This is a genomic window from Martelella sp., assembly GCF_984369615.1.
On record NZ_CFHTCS010000058.1, the window covers coordinates 1 to 16,741 of the forward strand.

General features: G+C 60.4%; 17 protein-coding genes. 8 read left to right on the forward strand and 9 right to left on the reverse strand.

Annotation, left to right across the window (positions count from 1 at the left end; genetic code table 11):
• Positions 1 to 51: 51 nt before the first annotated feature.
• The 3 genes from AC5DC2_RS07235 to AC5DC2_RS07245 form a co-directional block, all read right to left on the reverse strand.
• Positions 52 to 1,080: a hypothetical protein gene (locus AC5DC2_RS07235; protein ID WP_491698020.1), complete on the reverse strand. Its 1,029-nt coding sequence runs from the start codon at positions 1,078 to 1,080 to the stop codon at positions 52 to 54.
• Positions 1,081 to 1,778: 698 nt separating this feature from the next.
• Positions 1,779 to 2,345, reverse strand: coding sequence for a recombinase family protein (locus AC5DC2_RS07240; protein ID WP_491698021.1), 567 nt, complete (start codon positions 2,343 to 2,345; stop codon positions 1,779 to 1,781).
• Between the two features lie 304 nt (positions 2,346 to 2,649).
• The gene (locus AC5DC2_RS07245; RefSeq protein ID WP_491698022.1) at positions 2,650 to 3,918 is read right to left on the reverse strand and encodes an AAA family ATPase; all 1,269 of its coding nucleotides are present in this window, start codon (positions 3,916 to 3,918) and stop codon (positions 2,650 to 2,652) included.
• 626 nt (positions 3,919 to 4,544) lie between these two features.
• Here AC5DC2_RS07245 and AC5DC2_RS07250 point away from each other — a divergent pair.
• Positions 4,545 to 4,772, forward strand: coding sequence for a hypothetical protein (locus tag AC5DC2_RS07250; protein ID WP_024705985.1), 228 nt, complete (start codon positions 4,545 to 4,547; stop codon positions 4,770 to 4,772).
• Here AC5DC2_RS07250 and AC5DC2_RS07255 read toward each other — a convergent pair.
• The 3 genes from AC5DC2_RS07255 to ilvA form a co-directional block, all read right to left on the reverse strand.
• Positions 4,748 to 5,296, reverse strand: coding sequence for a helix-turn-helix domain-containing protein (locus AC5DC2_RS07255; RefSeq protein ID WP_491698023.1), 549 nt, complete (start codon positions 5,294 to 5,296; stop codon positions 4,748 to 4,750). The genes AC5DC2_RS07250 and AC5DC2_RS07255 overlap by 25 nt on opposite strands.
• 675 nt (positions 5,297 to 5,971) lie before the next feature.
• A complete protein-coding gene (locus AC5DC2_RS07260; RefSeq protein ID WP_024705987.1) occupies positions 5,972 to 6,295 on the reverse strand; it encodes an HlyU family transcriptional regulator in 324 nt (107 codons plus the stop codon).
• A 96-nt stretch (positions 6,296 to 6,391) separates the two neighbouring features.
• The gene (gene ilvA, locus AC5DC2_RS07265) at positions 6,392 to 7,642 is read right to left on the reverse strand and encodes a threonine ammonia-lyase (RefSeq protein WP_491698024.1); all 1,251 of its coding nucleotides are present in this window, start codon (positions 7,640 to 7,642) and stop codon (positions 6,392 to 6,394) included.
• Positions 7,643 to 7,746: 104 nt separating this feature from the next.
• Here ilvA and AC5DC2_RS07270 point away from each other — a divergent pair, with 104 nt between their 5' ends.
• From AC5DC2_RS07270 to AC5DC2_RS07290, 5 genes are all read left to right on the forward strand, one after another.
• Positions 7,747 to 9,201, forward strand: coding sequence for a TrkH family potassium uptake protein (locus tag AC5DC2_RS07270; RefSeq protein ID WP_491698025.1), 1,455 nt, complete (start codon positions 7,747 to 7,749; stop codon positions 9,199 to 9,201).
• Between the two features lie 114 nt (positions 9,202 to 9,315).
• Complete coding sequence (gene purL, locus AC5DC2_RS07275) at positions 9,316 to 11,577, forward strand: phosphoribosylformylglycinamidine synthase subunit PurL (RefSeq protein WP_491698026.1); 2,262 nt, start codon at positions 9,316 to 9,318, stop codon at positions 11,575 to 11,577.
• 2 nt (positions 11,578 to 11,579) lie between these two features.
• Positions 11,580 to 11,813 (forward strand): BolA/IbaG family iron-sulfur metabolism protein, encoded by a 234-nt coding sequence (locus tag AC5DC2_RS07280; protein WP_036237030.1) that lies wholly within the window; start codon positions 11,580 to 11,582, stop codon positions 11,811 to 11,813.
• A gap of 153 nt (positions 11,814 to 11,966) precedes the next feature.
• Positions 11,967 to 12,302 carry a Grx4 family monothiol glutaredoxin gene (grxD, locus tag AC5DC2_RS07285; RefSeq protein WP_200337444.1) on the forward strand — a complete coding sequence of 112 codons (336 nt, stop codon included), beginning with the start codon at positions 11,967 to 11,969 and terminating at the stop codon, positions 12,300 to 12,302.
• A gap of 129 nt (positions 12,303 to 12,431) precedes the next feature.
• Positions 12,432 to 13,682: a multidrug effflux MFS transporter gene (locus AC5DC2_RS07290; protein WP_491698027.1), complete on the forward strand. Its 1,251-nt coding sequence runs from the start codon at positions 12,432 to 12,434 to the stop codon at positions 13,680 to 13,682.
• Between the two features lie 60 nt (positions 13,683 to 13,742).
• Here AC5DC2_RS07290 and AC5DC2_RS07295 read toward each other — a convergent pair whose 3' ends face one another.
• Positions 13,743 to 14,438 carry a DUF899 family protein gene (locus tag AC5DC2_RS07295; RefSeq protein WP_491698028.1) on the reverse strand — a complete coding sequence of 232 codons (696 nt, stop codon included), beginning with the start codon at positions 14,436 to 14,438 and terminating at the stop codon, positions 13,743 to 13,745.
• A 127-nt stretch (positions 14,439 to 14,565) separates the two neighbouring features.
• Entirely contained in the window at positions 14,566 to 14,778 is a 213-nt protein-coding gene (locus tag AC5DC2_RS07300; RefSeq protein WP_491698032.1) for an SDR family NAD(P)-dependent oxidoreductase, read from the reverse strand.
• Between AC5DC2_RS07300 and AC5DC2_RS07305 the strand changes: the two genes are divergently transcribed.
• Positions 14,681 to 15,115 (forward strand): hypothetical protein, encoded by a 435-nt coding sequence (locus tag AC5DC2_RS07305; RefSeq protein WP_491698029.1) that lies wholly within the window; start codon positions 14,681 to 14,683, stop codon positions 15,113 to 15,115. The genes AC5DC2_RS07300 and AC5DC2_RS07305 overlap by 98 nt on opposite strands.
• Here AC5DC2_RS07305 and AC5DC2_RS07310 read toward each other — a convergent pair.
• Positions 15,105 to 15,932, reverse strand: coding sequence for an inositol monophosphatase family protein (locus AC5DC2_RS07310; RefSeq protein WP_491698030.1), 828 nt, complete (start codon positions 15,930 to 15,932; stop codon positions 15,105 to 15,107). The genes AC5DC2_RS07305 and AC5DC2_RS07310 overlap by 11 nt on opposite strands.
• Before the next feature lie 295 nt (positions 15,933 to 16,227).
• Between AC5DC2_RS07310 and rpsD the strand changes: the two genes are divergently transcribed.
• A partial coding sequence (rpsD, locus tag AC5DC2_RS07315) for a 30S ribosomal protein S4 (protein ID WP_491698031.1) occupies positions 16,228 to 16,741 on the forward strand: 514 nt, incomplete at its 3' end.

Consider the following 16,741-nt stretch of genomic DNA (forward strand, 5'->3'; position numbering starts at 1 on the left):
TGATGCTCCATCCTACTCAAGAGTTGGAGCCTCCGGCAAACCCGGGGCGGTTCACTTACCGGCATTGTTGGCACCGGACCACTGCCCGTGCTGGGCCATGGTGCTCCAGTCCTGCTCGGCATTCTCCAAGGCAAGCCCGAGGTCGTCCACGATGGAACCGGCCTGATCGCCGGTAACGTTCACCTTGTTGCGGAACTTCTGGGGGCGGAGAACACCGGCAGCCTCCATGGCTTGCGTGGGGTTCTGGGTCACGTTCGCTTTGGCGCTGGCTACGCTGTCCTCTATGGCCTTGAGGTTCGCCTCGAATAGGGCGTCCTCGGGGCTGAGACCGCCACCTGTGGCCTCTTCGATTGCCCGGAGGTTCAAGCCATCAAGGTCAGCGGCTTCAAGGTTTGGTGTGGCGGTGGTGGCGGTAATGGGGACATTCTCAGCCGGGGCGGTCTCCTGTGCGATCTTAGCCTCAAGCTCCCCCACAGCCCGCTTTGCGTTCCGCGTATCTCCAGCCTTGAGGTACTTCCAAATGCGAAGAGAGCCGGTGAAGGTGCCGATGATGGCCGCATCCATGCCGATGCTCTCCATGGCAGTCTTCAAGCGGCCCATTGCAGCGCTGTCGTTGGGGTCAGCCGCAAGCCAAGCCGTGAACGGGTTAGCAAGAGGCGTGCCCTGAATGAGGTTGCTGAGGCGCTCCTCGTAGGGATCGAACGCCACGGCACCTGCCAGCGCTGCCTTGCCGGTCTCCATGGCCACGGTCCCACCTTTGACACCACGGGCAAGGTTAAACCCACGGCCAACCCACCGGGCAGCCTGAGCCGCCTTTGAGACCTTCCCGAGGCCAACCATGGCGGTGGCGAACTGGCCAACCCCGGAGGCAAACCCGTTGATGATGGGTGCCTCTTCGCGGAGCTGCTCGTTGCGTTCCTCGGTGTACTGCCGTGCCCACGACTGCCTTTCGCGCGGCGTATCGCCAAACAGGAAGTCCTTGGTCTCAAAGACGGCCTTCATGGCCCCCGTACCGGCAGACTTCAGGGCATCGGCTACCGGGTCAAGCGGCGCGGTTACCCTGTTGAGGGTCCCGAGCACGCCCTCGGTGGCTGGGCCTTGGGGTTGGGCCTGCTGTGGTTCGGTGGCTTGGCCTTGGGGCGGTACCCGTGCTTGCTTTCCCGGTGCGGGTATTTGGGGTTGGGCTTGCTGGGGTACCTGAGAAGGCACAGGGGTAGTGTTCCCGTCCGGCGAGGAGATGCCGAACAGGCGGTCGTATTCTTCGGGGTCCATAGGTGGTTACCTTGTGGTGGTCAGAGATTATTGGGGTATGGGCACGAGACAGCGCACGGTGAGTACCAAGCGGTACGCACAGTGATCATCTTCACACCGATTGATGTGGTAATCTGCGCGTGGTGTCGTGTGATTTGGCACCAATAGGGTGCGAGCTATTTGTGGTGGTGGCAGGAGCTAAGGTGGCCTCTGATTGGCGAGCTTCTGTATCCATCAATAAGGGAATTAGAGAGAGCTTCTCTTCCCTGTAGTGCAGAAATTAGCAAATATTTGTTTCCATTACGCTTTTCCCACAGCTTTTCGTTGATGAGAGCGAGCTTCTGTATCCGTAACGGAGGGAATTAGAGTTGCTTTGATTTTGTTGGAGAATTTCTCAGTGGAAGAAGTACGGAGAGTGCAGCACTTCCAACAAGTCCAGGTCCCCAATGTCCAGCGGTGCGGGAAGCTTGGCGTCGGCCCGTTCGAAGGCTTCAAGCGGATCAAGATGCGGGTCCTTGAGCCCCCGCCTAGGCAGCCTCTTTGAGTATCCTGAAAACGCTCGCTCGGCTGATATCCAGCGCCGCCACAATCTCGGCTACAGACCTCCCCTCCTCCTTCATGCGGAGCACATCGGCGGCCTTTCGCTTGGCCGTGGGAGCCCGCCCCTTGTACTTGCCTTCAGCTCTCGCCTTGGCGATCCCCTCGCGCTGCCGTTCAAGCATTAGCTCACGCTCGAACTGGGCGACCGCCCCCAGCATATTCAGCATCAGCTCACCGGTCGGGGTGCCGGTATCGAGATTGAGCGCAAGGATACGGAAAGCCACCCCCTTCTGCTTGAGCTGGTCGGTGATTGACACGAGGTCCGCAACGGAACGGGCAAGGCGGTCTAGCTTGGTGACCACCAGCGTGTCGCCCTCACGCACGTAATCGAGTGCCCGCTCCAGCTCTTTGCGGTTGGTCTTGTCTACAGACGACACCTCCTCCTTGAAGACCTTGGTGCACCCCGCCGCTTGCAGGTCCCGGAGCTGGGCCTCAAGCCCGGCCTTCTGGTCAGCGGTGGAGGTGCGTGCATACCCTACGATTGTCTCAGTCATGGCTATCCCTCTCGGAGTCTCATTAGGGCATCAATGATGATTCAATGAGAGTCTCAGGTCAACACCATTCTTGTGAGACTCATTTTCGGTGGATTTGTCGAGACTCGCATGGGCAAGGTCTAGTGAGACGCCCGCCATTGAGGCAGCATCAAGCCAGCATGAGAAAAGAAACCTTTTGGGGCGACGCGGGGTGGTCATCAATCTGCCGGGGCATCGCCTTGGGGGTACCGGGGGGAAACCGTTCCGCTGGGCCATACGTGTGACCTCTCGCATACGGGACCCATTTTTCCAAGCGGGAAAGCCTTCAAGAGATATGTCGACCCAGCTCAATGCCCGCCTGCTCGGCTCTCAGCCGCACATAACCTCGAAGGATGTTCTCTCTGAACCCAAACCATCCCGAGCCATACCCCATAACAACGCTTCCGTGGCCTTCTTTTCGCAGTGCCAGCAAGCGCTGATTGAATCGATCCCTTGGCAACATATCAGGGCGAATTGGTTTTCGAGTAAGCATGATCCGCCTGTAGGAATTTTCGTAGATATCTGAAAGCTGTCGCCGGTCATCCATATTGTCAGCAAGCGCCCATAGCGCCTCTTCATAGTCGGCCGTATTTTTGGTCTTCTGAGTGGCCTTATCGTATTGATGCCGCAAAACGCTCTCAGCCCGAGCGAGCGCACCATCGATCCCCGCTTTAAAGTGATCACGAGATAGCTGATCAACAACTTCATCGTCGTCAAAAGCTGCCCAGAAGAGAGACTCGCCTATCAGATGCACATAATGCGGAAACCCATCACTTATCTGACCGATTCGAATGTTCATTTCGCGATCTACTGACACTCCGGTTTTGTCAGCGACCCTGCCAATAATTTCCCACAGATAATTGTGGTGCAGTTTTTCCAAGGCGATAGTCTCAAGTATCCTACCGGCTGACGGATGTGCGCCTAATAGTTCGTCTACAGTTGTCCCAATTCCGCAGAATATAAACTTCACACGATCCTCAAGCTGCGGAATATTCTTAATGAACTCTGCGAATTTTTCTCGCTCTTTACTATCGCGAATTCGCTCCATTTCATCAACAATGATTACCTGACGCCCCCGTCGCCTGCTCAGTACGTAGCGGACGACATCGAGCGCTCCATTCAGACTGCTACTATCGGGAAGCTCGAACTGGGGATTGCCAGCCGGGGTATAAGAACCGCCGCTACCCAGCAGCGTACCGCTCACTTGCCTAGGTGTACCGGGTCTCTCCACTCGCTGAGTAATATCTACGACAGAGTTGCCGATTGCCGACAACACTTCAGAAAAACCACTATTGTTTGAGCAGGCTACATATATTGGCGAATGGCTTGAATCATTCTGAAGAGAAGCGGCGGTCTCGGCTACGGAACTTTTCCCAACTCCCCTGTCGCCATAGATAAAAATCTGCCGTCCGGGAGACGCAAATGCACGGTCAATGGTTTGGAGATGCTTCTCGCGACCGAAAAGCCTCTCAGGTGTCTTAATGGTCGCAGAGGGCGTAAAATTCTCAGCGAGTATGTGCTTAAATTCTATATCCGACAGTGATGGAATGGCCATATCTCGACTCGAATCATTTTCGAAGCTCCGATCATAACTTCAAAATCGGATCAAAGAGAAAGCCGAATACACAGAAACGAATATTCGGAGCACGCACAAGTCGTTTGCGGGCAAACCAAAGCTTGCAGGATCACGGAAACACTGCTACGAAATAGGGGTTACGCAGCTAGCGGACACGGCTTTGCGCCACCCTCAATTTAGCACGTAATTTCAGTCGGTTGCGGGTCTATGTTGAGGTCCTGAAGGCAGGATAGGGTTGGCTTTCGAGCCTCTCATCGCCCACCATCCCTTCCCAGCCAAGACTTTCTTTTTTGCCTCGCCGGATTCAGTTTCGGCTTGTGGTGATTGATTTCAATCGTTTGCTCTCAGACTTCACCGTCGGAGACGGCGAATTCTTGAGGTTTTCCGATCTTTGCGGCGGCCCTCGCCTTCGGAGGCGCTGACGACGCATAATATTAGCAAATCAAACGCTTAGCAGAGATGCTTTGGCGGCAACAAGCCAGCAAGCCAAACAGCCCTTCAATCGTGTATTTTTCTCAGCGTTAACAATAAATTACATTGTTATAATACCTTGATTGCGCTGCCATTCTGGATTATACTTTGCCATATCGGGAGAGGAACCGAACATGGCTCGCTACAAATGTACCGATTGCATGATGGTGCAGGATACTGGGCGCGTTTGCCGCCGTTGCGGCAGCTACAGTCTCGCTGCGCTGGAAACGCATAGCGGAAGCGCCGTCGAGAAAGAGCAGCACACGCAAATGCCCGCCGCGGCGTCGTTCAACATGCCGGTGTGGATTTCCTTTTTCGGGATCGCCATACTGACGAGCTACCTGCTGATCTTCCACATGTAGCTGGCCTGCGGCAGCCAGCGCGCGACGGCAAACCGCGAATGATCATCGAGGACGGTGAGCGGATGGCACCAGTCCCCCGAGACGAGTTGAAAACGTCCTTTGAAGTCCATCTGCCACAGCAGGTTTGGCGCTTCGCGCGCGAAACGTCCAGAAGCCGGTGCCGCGCCCTCGGATGTTGCGTTCCGTTTGTGACCGACCAGGATAGCATGGACGGTAGAGGCCGCCGGCGGATCGATCCCCGAACGCTCCGGCATGCACGCAATCTTGCGGGCACCCCAGGCCGGATGCGCATCACGCAACTCAAGTACCGTCTGCTCAACCGCCCGATCGGTGCGCCGCGGACTGCTGTGCGGATGTCGATCCTGCGACACCTCGCAGGACCTGACTCGCTTCAACCAGATATAGCCCGTCTGGCGAGATATCCTCAAGCGCGGGCACAATTGCGAAACATTCGCGCCCTCAAGCGCACAAAGCCGGCAAAACGCCAACCGTCGATCCACCACAGACTTCGCCTCCCACCCCATCCCAACCTCCCAGATTACTATCCGGAAAGTGCCAGGCGAACATCTGTCAGGTAAGTATCAAGGCCGTACAGCAAGCGCGAGCATGACGGCCGGGAATTGGAGCAGGCTTTGTCAACACACTGAGCCGCCTGAAGCGGCTGCCGGCCCTTGTCCGGCACCCCGCAAAGCACCGCATCCGCCAGACAGACCCGGAGCAGTCGGCGGGACCGGCCTCGTGCGCTCCGACATGCGCCCCGAAACCGGCTGCCGCCCCGGGACCGCCGGATCTGGAAAAATGCTTCGCGCGCGGGAGACCCGGCGTCTGCGATGCGGCGATGCGGGCGCGCAAGGTCCGAAAGAAAACCGGCGAGACCGACAAAGCGCCAAAGGGCTTCCGCCTGTTGAGAAAACCCGGCCTGTTCTTCGGCTGGATCGCCCTTGCCTGTTCACGTCTGCCGTGAAAGCGTCGGTCGTTCGGCGGGCGAGCCGGCCGGTTCGCACACAGTCGCCAAACGACAGGGGATGGCACAGAAGGGCGCGTTTTCCGATTGGCGCGAGCGCCGCATCGGTCGCCGCCAGGCAGGCACGCGCCTCAGCCCGCCCATGCGTCACCGCAAAGAAACGGGCGCTGTGGGAAAGGGTCTGGCATTCGGCAGCACGAAGCTTCCGATGAGTCCGGTCAGGCGACAGACCCGGTCAGGCCGTGCGATGTTTCTCGCCGTCGGAAAACAGCGACCGGCCGTTCTGGTCGACGATCTGCTTGCCCTTCTTCAGGCTCCACTCGATGGCTTCGTCCTGGGAGGCGAACAGATCGGCCCGGATGAAGGTGCGAACCAGCGTTTCCTCGCCCACTTCCTTTTCGATCCGGCCCTGGAGCCGGTACTGCGCGCCTTCCTTCACCGGCTCGGCGAAGATGATGCAGTCCTCGTGGACGATCGACTTGACGGCCTGCTCGTTCTCCTGACCGCCGCCGGCGCCGCCGGAAAACAAAGAACCGAGCTTCGAGAAAAACGATGCCATAAACAAACTCCCTTTTTTAGCGTTCTTAAACGATCGTTCCCGGGTTCGCCAGTCTTGCGCGGGTCTTTGGACCGCGACAAAGCTTCTTCCCCGCGCTCAGATGATCAGATTGGCCAGGATCTCGTTTTCGGTGATATCCTGATATCTGAGGCCGCTTTCCGTCATCTTTTCAAACAAGGCGGCGAAATTTTCCGGCTTCGCGGTTTCGATGCCGATCAGGATCGAGCCGAAATTGCGCGCCGATTTCTTCAGATATTCGAAACGGGCGATATCATCCTGCGGGCCGAGAAGGTTGAGGAAATCCTTGAGCGCCCCCGGGCGCTGCGGCAGCCGCAGGATGAAATATTTCTTGAGCCCCGCATGGCGCATCGCCCGCTCCTTGACGTCCGGAAGCCGGTCAAAGTCGAAATTGCCGCCGGAGACCAGAACGACGATCCTGCGGCCGCGCACCCTCTCCGGCGACAGCATGGAAAGCGCGGTCAGCGCCAGCGCCCCCGCCGGCTCCAGCACAACCCCTTCGACATTCAGCATCTCGGTCATCGTCGCGCAGATCGCGTTTTCCGGCACCAGCATCACCTGTTCGGGCGAAAACCGGCCGAGCGCCGCGAAATTGGCGTCGCCGATCCGGGCGACGGCGGCGCCATCGACGAAATTGTCGACCTCGTCCAGCGTCACGATTTCGCCTGCCTCGAGCGAGCGCCTCAGGCTCGGCGCGCCCGCGGGCTCTGCGAAGAGAAAGGCGGCGTCAGCAAGCTGACCGTTGAAGTAACCGGTCATGCCCGCCGAAAGGCCGCCGCCGCCGACCGGCATGACGATCAGGTCCGGCAGCCCGCCCTCCTCCGGCCATTCGGCCTCGATCTCGGCGGCAACGCTTGCCTGTCCCTCGATGATGTCGGGATCGTCGAAGGGCGGCACCATCACGCCGTCATTCTCTTCGACAAAGGCCTTCGCGGCCGCGTAGCAGACATCGAAGATATCCCCGACGAGCTCGATGCGGATGTGGCCGGCACCGAAAATGCGGGTCTTGTCGATCTTCTGCTGCGGCGTCGTCACCGGCATGAAAACGACGCCCTCAACCCCGAAATGGCGGCAGCAATAGGCAAAGCCCTGGGCGTGATTGCCGGCAGAGGCGCAGGCGAACACCCTGTCGCCGCCGCCTTCGGCCATGCGCTTGCGCATGAAGTTGAAGGCGCCGCGCAGCTTGTAGGAGCGCACCGGCGTCAGGTCTTCGCGCTTCAGATAGATGTCGGCCTCGAACGCAGCGCTTAAGTGGGCATTGCGCTGGAGCGGGGTCGGCCCGAACAATTGCCGCAAGGCCGTGGTCGCTTCTCTCACTTCGTCGCGCATTCTTCTGCTTCCCATTGAGTTTGTGCCGCTACACCGCTATGGCATAGATCACGGGTTTGGAAAAACCCCGCTGATGACACAGAGTATGACAGGGTACGGTCTCCTTGAACGCCACTCTATTGCGGTCTGCTTTCTATATCGCGGCCATTTGCGGGATCTACCTTGCCGCCGCCATGTTCGTGCCGGCCATGGCCGACCTCTATTATGCCAATGACGACTGGCAGGTCTTCGCCATCTGCGGCTTCATGGTGGGCGGCACCAGCGTCGTCACCGCCGTCGCCATGCGCGGCAATCCCCCGCCCTTCAGCCGCAGGCTCGGCTTTTTTCTCGTCAACCTCCTGTGGATGACCTTCGCGCTGGTCGGCTCGATCCCGATCTTCCTCGCGCGCGAAGACCTGACCTTCGCCCAGGCGCTGTTCGAGGCCGTCTCGGCCATCACCACCACGGGCTCCACGGTCCTGACAGGCCTGGACGACGCCGCGCCCGGCCTCCTGCTCTGGCGCTCGCTGCTGCAATGGATGGGCGGCATCGGCATCGTCGCCCTCGGGCTCTTCATCCTGCCCTTCCTGCGCATCGGCGGGATGGCCTTCTTCAAGATGGAATCATCGGACACGAGCGACAAGCCCTTCGCCCGCATGGCAAGTTTCACCAGGGCGTTCCTGGCGATCTATGTCGGCATCACCATTGCCTGCGCCGTCTCCTATGACCTGGCAGGCATGTCGCATTTCGATGCCGTCAATCATGCGCTGACGACGGTGGCGACAGGCGGCTTCTCGACGCATGACGCCTCGTTCGGCTATTTCGACAATCCGAGGCTGCTGCTGATTTCCAGCTTTTTCATGACATTGTGCAGCCTGCCCTTCTCTATCCTGATCCTGTTCGTCGTCCGCGGCCGTCTCGATACGCTGCGCGACCCGCAGATCATCCTGTTCCTGTCCTATCTGGCGATCGCGGCCTTTCTTCTGGCGCTCTATATCAGCCTCGACGGGCAGATGGACTTCGTCAACGCGCTGGTCCAGTCGCTGTTCAACGTGTCCTCCATCCTGTCGACCACGGGTTTCGCCAGCACCGACTACACCGCCTGGGGGGCGTTTGCCGTGGTGATGGTCTTTTTCCTCACCTTCATGGGCGGCTGCTCCGGCTCCACAGCCGGCGGCATCAAGTCCTACCGCTTCCTGATTCTCTACAACATGCTGTCCACCGGCATGAAGAAACTGATCTATCCGAATGCCGTCTACTCGATCCGCTACGGCCGTCTGAGCGTCGATTCGGAGACGCAGCGCGCCGTCTCGATGTTCTTCACGGCCTATATTCTTCTGTGGGCCTTCGGCAGCCTCGCCATGGCCGCCTTCGGCTATGACCTGATCACGGCGACATCGGCCGTTCTGACGGCGCTTTCGAATGTCGGCCCGGGTCTCGGCAATATCATCGGCCCCTCCGGCAATTTCTCGAGCTTCGCCGATCCGGAGCTCTACCTTCTGTCGGTGCTGATGCTGCTCGGTCGTCTCGAAATTCTCACCGTCGCTGTCATCCTGATGCCGATGTACTGGCGGGGCTGAAGCGCCGGAAAACCGTGCAGCAGCGGCGGAGAAGCTTCCATTTCGGCCTGAACCGCTTTATTGAGTGGCCAAAAGCGCCGAACGTCGAAAACCAATGCGGGATGCTCTTGTCTCATGACACTTTCCAACACTCAGGCGATCACGCCTGAACTCGTCGAAGCCCACGGACTGAAGCCGGACGAATATGAGCGGGTTCTGGAGCTTATCGGCCGCGAGCCGACCTTCACCGAACTCGGTATCTTCTCCGCGATGTGGAACGAGCACTGCTCCTACAAGTCCTCGAAGCGCTGGCTGAGAACCCTGCCGACCACCGGGCGGCGGGTTATCCAGGGGCCGGGCGAAAATGCCGGCATCGTCGACATCGATGACGGCGACTGCGTCGTCTTCAAGATGGAAAGCCACAATCACCCCTCCTATATCGAGCCCTATCAGGGGGCGGCGACCGGGGTCGGCGGCATATTGCGCGACATCTTTACCATGGGCGCGCGCCCGGTTGCGGCCATGAATGCGCTGCGCTTCGGCGCGCCGGACCATCCCAAGACCCGGCATCTGGTGTCCGGCGTCGTTGCCGGCGTCGGCGGCTACGGCAATTCCTTCGGCGTGCCGACCGTCGGCGGCGAAGTGGAGTTCGACGCCCGCTACAACGGCAATAATCTCGTCAACGCCTTTGCCGCCGGCATCGCGCGATCTGACGCCATCTTCTATTCCGAGGCCAAGGGCGTCGGCCTGCCGGTCGTCTATCTCGGCGCGAAGACCGGTCGCGACGGCGTCGGCGGGGCGACCATGGCCTCTGCCGAATTCGACGAGGACATCGAGGAAAAGCGCCCGACCGTGCAGGTCGGCGACCCCTTTACCGAAAAATGCCTGCTGGAAGCCTGCATGGAACTGATGCAGACCGGCGCGGTGATCGCGATCCAGGACATGGGCGCGGCGGGGCTTACCTGTTCGGCCGTCGAAATGGGGGCCAAGGGCAATCTCGGCGTCGAACTCGATCTCGATCGGGTGCCGGTGCGCGAGACCGAGATGACGGCCTACGAGATGATGCTGTCGGAAAGCCAGGAGCGCATGCTCATGGTGCTCGACCCGGAAAAGGAAGAGGAAGCCGAGGCGATCTTCAGGAAATGGGGACTCGATTTCGCCATCGTCGGCAAGACCACCGATGATTTGCGGTTCCGCGTGCTGCACCAGGGCGAGGAGGTTGCCAACCTGCCGATCAAGGAACTGGGCGACGAGGCGCCGGAATATGACCGCCCCTGGCGCGAGCCGGACAGGCGCGGCGAACTGCCCGCCCATCTCGTCGAGGCGCCGAATGACTACAACGCCGCGCTTCTGAAAATCATCGGCGGCCCGAACCAGTCGAGCCGGCGCTGGGTCTATGAGCAGTATGACACCCTGATCCAGGGCAATTCGCTGCAGATCCCGGGCGGCGATGCCGGCGTCGTGCGCGTCGACGGCCACCCGGTCAAGGCGCTCGCCTTTTCCTGTGACGTGACCCCGCATTATGTCGAGGCCGATCCCTTCGAGGGTGGCAAGCAGGCGGTTGCCGAATGCTGGCGCAACATCACCGCGACCGGGGCCGAGCCGCTGGCGGCAACCGACAATCTCAATTTCGGCAATCCGGAGAAGCCGGAGATCATGGGCCAGTTCGTCAAGGCGATCGAGGGCATCGGCGAGGCCTGCCGCGCGCTCGATTTCCCGATCGTTTCCGGCAACGTCTCGCTTTACAACGAGACCAATGGCGAGGCGATCCTGCCGACGCCGACCATCGGCGGGGTCGGGTTGATTGCAGACTGGCGCAGGATGGCGCGAATCGGCTCCTTTTCGGAGGGCGACCATGTGATTCTCATCGGCGCCGACGGCGAACACCTCGGCGCGACCGCCTATATGCGCGACGTTCTCGGCCTCATCGACGGTCCGGCGCCGGCGGTCGATCTCTATGTCGAGCGCCGCAACGGCAATTTCGTCCGCTCGGCCATCACCAACGGCCAGGTCACAGCCTGCCACGACATTTCCGCCGGCGGCCTTGCCGTCACGCTTGCCGAGATGTGCATGGCCGCCGACAAGGGTATGAAACTGAGCGTCGAACAGGCCCGTGGCCTGCCCCATGCCCTGCTCTTCGGCGAGGATCAGGCCCGCTACGTGATCACGGTGCCCGCCGAATACGGCAACTTCGTCTGCGCTTCGGCGGAAGGCAGCGGCGTGCAGTTCCGCCGTCTCGGCAAGGTCGAGGGTGACGCGCTCGTGATCGACGAGCTGGTTTCCGTCTCCGTCAAGGAGTTGCGCGAGACCCACGAAATGTGGTTCCCTCGCTTCATGTCCGCGGCAGGCGGCAACGGCCCGTCGGCGGAAGAACCGGCGGCAAGCGAGGAGCACTGAACATGGCAATGAGCGCGGGCGAAATCGAAGACATGATCAAGGCAGCCATTCCCGACGCCACGGTCACGATCAGGGATCTGGCGGGCGACGGCGATCATTTCGCCGCCGAGGTCGTGTCGGAAAGCTTCAGGGGCAAGACCAGGGTGCAGCAGCATCAGATGGTCTACGACGCCCTGAAGGGGAATATGGGCGGCGTGCTGCATGCGCTGGCCCTGCAGACATCGGCTCCGCAATAGCGGAGCCCGCCGGCGGTTTTTCGACGAATGCCGGCAATGATTGATTTTCGCCGGTTTCTCGTGCTTTGGACTTGGCGGTTGTCAATCGATCGATTATATGCTGAAAGCAAATAAACGCTGCGGACCTTGAACCCGTATGTGAAAGGATTGCCCATGAGTGACATCAACACCTACATCAAGAGCGAAGTCGACGGGAACGATGTCGTCGTCTTCATGAAGGGAACCCCGCAGTTTCCGCAGTGCGGTTTCTCCGGACAGGTCGTGCAGATTCTCGACTATCTCGGCGTCGACTACAAAGGCATCAACGTGCTGGCCGACGGCGATCTGCGTCAGGGAATCAAGGATTATTCCAACTGGCCGACCATTCCCCAGCTTTACGTGAAGGGCGAGTTCGTCGGCGGCTGCGATATCGTGCGCGAGATGTTCCAGGCCGGAGAACTGCAGGAACATCTGTCCTCCAAGGGCGTGGCGGTGCGCGGCGCGGCATAGGCGCCGGTTACCGGCAGGGTTTGTCCCGGCGGGCAGGCGCCCATGCGGCTGCCCGGACAGCATTTTGCAGGCCTTCAGGAACGGGCGTCGCGCATGCGGCGCCTTATTTTGCTTTCAGGATTAATCGTTGTGACAGAGACATTACAAAGTGCGGGACCTCTGGTGCGCAAGGCGCCCGGCAAATGGGAACTGGTCGCGATGATGGCGGGGCTGATGGCGCTCAACGCGCTGGCCATCGACATCATGCTGCCGGGCCTCAAGCAGATCGGCGCCAGCCTCGGCGTCGAGGCCGAAAACCAGCATCAGTTCATCATCACGTCCTATGTGCTGGGCTTCGGCGTGGCGCAGCTTGCCTATGGCCCTCTGGCGGACCGGTTCGGGCGCAAGCTGCCGCTGCTTGTCGGCCTGGTGATCTATTTCATCGGCGCGGTTTTCTGTGCCTTCGTACCGAGCTTCACCATGATGCTTGTCGTGCGCTTCTGTCAGGGGCTCGGCGCGGCCGCAACCCGCGTCATCTCCGTCGCGGTCGTGCGCGACCTTTACGGCGGCCGCAAGATGGCCGAGATCATGTCGCTGATCATGATGGTATTCATGATCATTCCGGTGATCGCGCCGTCGATCGGCCAGACGATCATGCTGTTCGGGGACTGGCATCTGGTCTTCGTTTTCCTCGGGCTCGCAGCGCTCGGCAATTTCTTCTGGGTCACCTTCCGCCTGCCGGAAACCCAGCACCCCGAAGACGTGATCGAACTGACGCCGAAGGCGGTGCTGCACAGTTTCGCCTATGTGCTGAGCAACCGCGTTGCGCTGTTCTACACGCTTGCGACCACCTTCATCATGGCCTGCATCTTCGGCTTCGTAACTTCTGCGCAGCAGGTCTATGTCGACATCTACGGACTTGGCACGCTGTTCCCCCTCGCCTTTGCCGGCATCGGCATCATCATGGCGGGTTCCTCGCTCGCCAATTCGCGGATTGTCGGCAGGATCGGCATGCGCAGGCTTTCGCACGGCGCGTTGATCGGCTTCGTTGTGACCAACGGCGTCTGGCTGGCGATCGACCTGATCTTTGCCGGCGCCATGCCGTTCTTCGTCTTCTACGTCATCTTCGCCATCGCCTGGTTCCAGTTCGGCTGGATCGCGCCGAACTTCAACGCGCTGGCGATGGAGCCGCTCGGCCATGTGGCGGGCGCGGCGTCCTCGATCCTCGGCTTCGCCAGCACGGCAGGCTCAGCGCTGCTCGGGGCGGTGATCGGCCTTTCCTTCAACGGCACAACGACGCCGATGATCGCCGGTTTCTTCATCTTCGGCGTCATCGCCCTCGGCTTCACGCTGATTGCGGAAAAAGGCAAGCTGATGCAGCCGCATAACCCCGAAGTCTGACGAAGACGATACTTCACGGACAAAGGGCGCCCTCGCGGCGCCCTTTGTCGTGACCTGTGCTCAGCCGCCATAGGAAAGGCTAGGATGCCAGTCGCTGCCTCTCCCCTCCGGGGTCGTATCGAGCAGCAGCCAGAGCGCATCCTGCTCGACCGCGCCGCGCGGATCCTGCCCGGGATCGGCCATGTCGAAGCCGATCTCCTCGCTCCAGAAGTGGCGAATGACGCCATCCTTGCGGGTGAAGACGGTATAGCCCGGCATGTCGGCGTCCTCGGCGCTGACGTAATCGCGGGTGAAATCGCCGTCCATGTCGGAATAGAACGGCATCTGCTTCCAGCCGCGGTCGATCTTCCATTGCAGCAATCGCTCGATCGGCGATCTGGCAATGACCGCGACCGCCACGCGCTGGCGGATATCCTCGATCTTGCCTTCCCACGAGCCGATCATCGACGTGCACATCGGGCACGGCGCCTTGCGTTGCGGACCAAACATGAAGCTGTAGATCACCAGCGTGTCCTTGTCGCCGAAAAGGCCGGACAGGGTCACCGGGCCATTTGGCCCCACAAATGCATAGTCGCGCGGCACCGCGCCGCCCGGCGGCAGTGAACGGCGCATCAAGGCGACTGCCTCGATCTGCCTTCTCAACTCTATTTCCTTTATCAGCAAGGCGTTGCGCGCCTTGCGATAGGTCTCATCCTCATTGGGAAAATGCGAGGTATTGCGAGTGGCAAGCTCGGCCGCCGGAATGAGTTCGCTCATGATCTAGGGTCCTCCGCGTTCATCCCGCAATTTAAGTTGATATCAACTTAAATTGCAAGCCCGGCAGTGGGCCTCCTACCAGGGTATCCGGCCGTCGGTATCAAAGAAGCCGCCGTTCTCCTCGCCCTTAAGCGCGAACCGGACGGGCAACCGCGCCCCTTCCTCCGGTGTGAGGGCCCCCTTTACCGCCGTTCAGATCCGTGCCCACGAATCCGGGGCTAATCGAACTCACGACGATATTCGTGTCGCGCAATTCCTCGCGCAGTTGCACGGTCATCATGTTCAGGGCCGCCTTCGAAGCCGTTTGCGAAAGCCACCATGGCAGCCGCCTCGGGGATATGTGCGAAGCGCTGATCGAGACCTATTTCCAGGCAAAGACGGAGCGCGCCGACGTGACCCGCGCGCTCTATGCCTCGGTCGTGGAGCTCGACAACGCGGCCCTGGTCGCCAATTTCGCCGACCGTGCCGATGCTTGTACCAAAGCCATGTTCGCATCAGACGCCACGATCCCCGACCTGGAAACTGTCAACCAGGCCCTTCTCACGACAATCTTCGGCGCGGTCCGCAATGCTTTCGAGCGAAACCTCGATGCCGGCGAGATCGCCGCCGTGAAACGGCAGATTATCGTGATGTGCCGCGCATATCTTGAAGCCGTCGCCGACGCGCCTAAAGAATGAAGACCTTCTCCCGCAGTTCCCGCCAGCTCTCCTCGTCGGGCGCGCCGAGAATGCCGCCGTCGAGGTGATCGGGCCGGTAGGGCGAGCCGTCATAGCGGGCGATGTAGCCGCCGGCCTCCTGGCCGATCAGCACGCCGGCCAGATGGTCCCAGGGCATCAGCTTGAAATAGGTGACGAAGTGCAGGCCGCCCGCGGCAAAGGCGCGGTATTCCACGGCGGCACAGCGATAGCTTGCGGCAAAGCGCAGTTTCACGGTGTTCGCCAGCAGCTTGGCCCGCTTCTCGTTCGGCATGAAGGCGACCGAGGCCGTGCCCAGCATTTCCGGAAGCGCGACGGGCGCGGCGACCTTCATCCGGCTCGACGAACCGTCGGCCCGCTTCAGCCATGTGCCGCCGCCCTTTTCCGCGATCATGAAATCATCGCCCATCGGATCGTAGATCAGCCCTGCCACCGTCTCTCCTCTCGAAACGACCGCGACCATGACGCCAAAGGCGGAAATGCCGTGGGCAAAGTTGAACGTGCCGTCGATCGGATCGACGACCACGGCAAGCTCGGCATCCTTCAGGCCCGACAGAAGCGACGGATCGGCGGCAACGCCCTCCTCGCCGATGAAGACGGCATCCGGCAGGATCTTCTCGATGCCAGCCTTGATCACCCGTTCCGCGCCGGTATCGGCGATGGTGACGAGATCGCTCGCCTCGGTCTTCTCCGCCACGTCCTCATCGCCCAGCTTGCGAAAGCGCGGCAGGATCTCCTGTTTGGCGGCGTCGCGCATCAGCCCGGCAATGGCGTCGAGCGTTTCGGGAGTCAAATTCATCTGCTGAAATCCTGTTTGAAATCACTGACGCCGGTTAAATCACGCCCGGACCCGCAAAGTCCATGGCTGCCGGGTCTATGAGGCCAGCTTTGCCGTTGACTTTTCGGCAAAACCCGACTATCTCCGCGCCAACAACGGCCTTGGGCCGATGTTTCACCGACATGTCCCGTGGTTTTCCGGGCGCTTTTTTCCGCGAAAACCTGTCAGGATCTTCCCTCGGGAGGAACCAAAGGAGGGCGTGTTTCCTTGGAGCCGGCGAAGGCCGGTTCTTTTGTTATGACTTAAAGGAAATACGATGAGCAAGCGCGAATCGTCCAAGCATAAAATCGACCGCCGTATGGGCGAAAACATCTGGGGCCGTCCGAAGTCCCCGGTCAACCGCCGCGAATACGGCCCCGGTCAGCACGGTCAGCGCCGCAAGGGCAAGCTTTCCGACTTCGGCGTGCAGCTGCGCGCCAAGCAGAAGCTGAAGGGCTATTACGGCGAACTGCGCGAAAAGCAGTTCCTGGCCATCTTCGAGGAAGCCAACCGCCGCAAGGGCGACACCGGTGAAAACCTGGTGGGCCTGCTGGAAAGCCGCCTCGACGCGATCGTCTACCGCGCCAAGTTCGTGCCGACCGTGTTTGCCGCCCGTCAGTTCGTCAACCACGGCCATGTCACCGTCAACGGCGTCAAGGTCAATGTTGGCTCGTACCGCTGCAAGGCCGGCGACGTCATCGAAGTCCGCGAGCGCTCCAAGCAGCTCGCCAGCGTTCTCGAAGCGACCCAGCTCGCAGAGCGTGACGTGCCGGATTACATCGACGCCGACC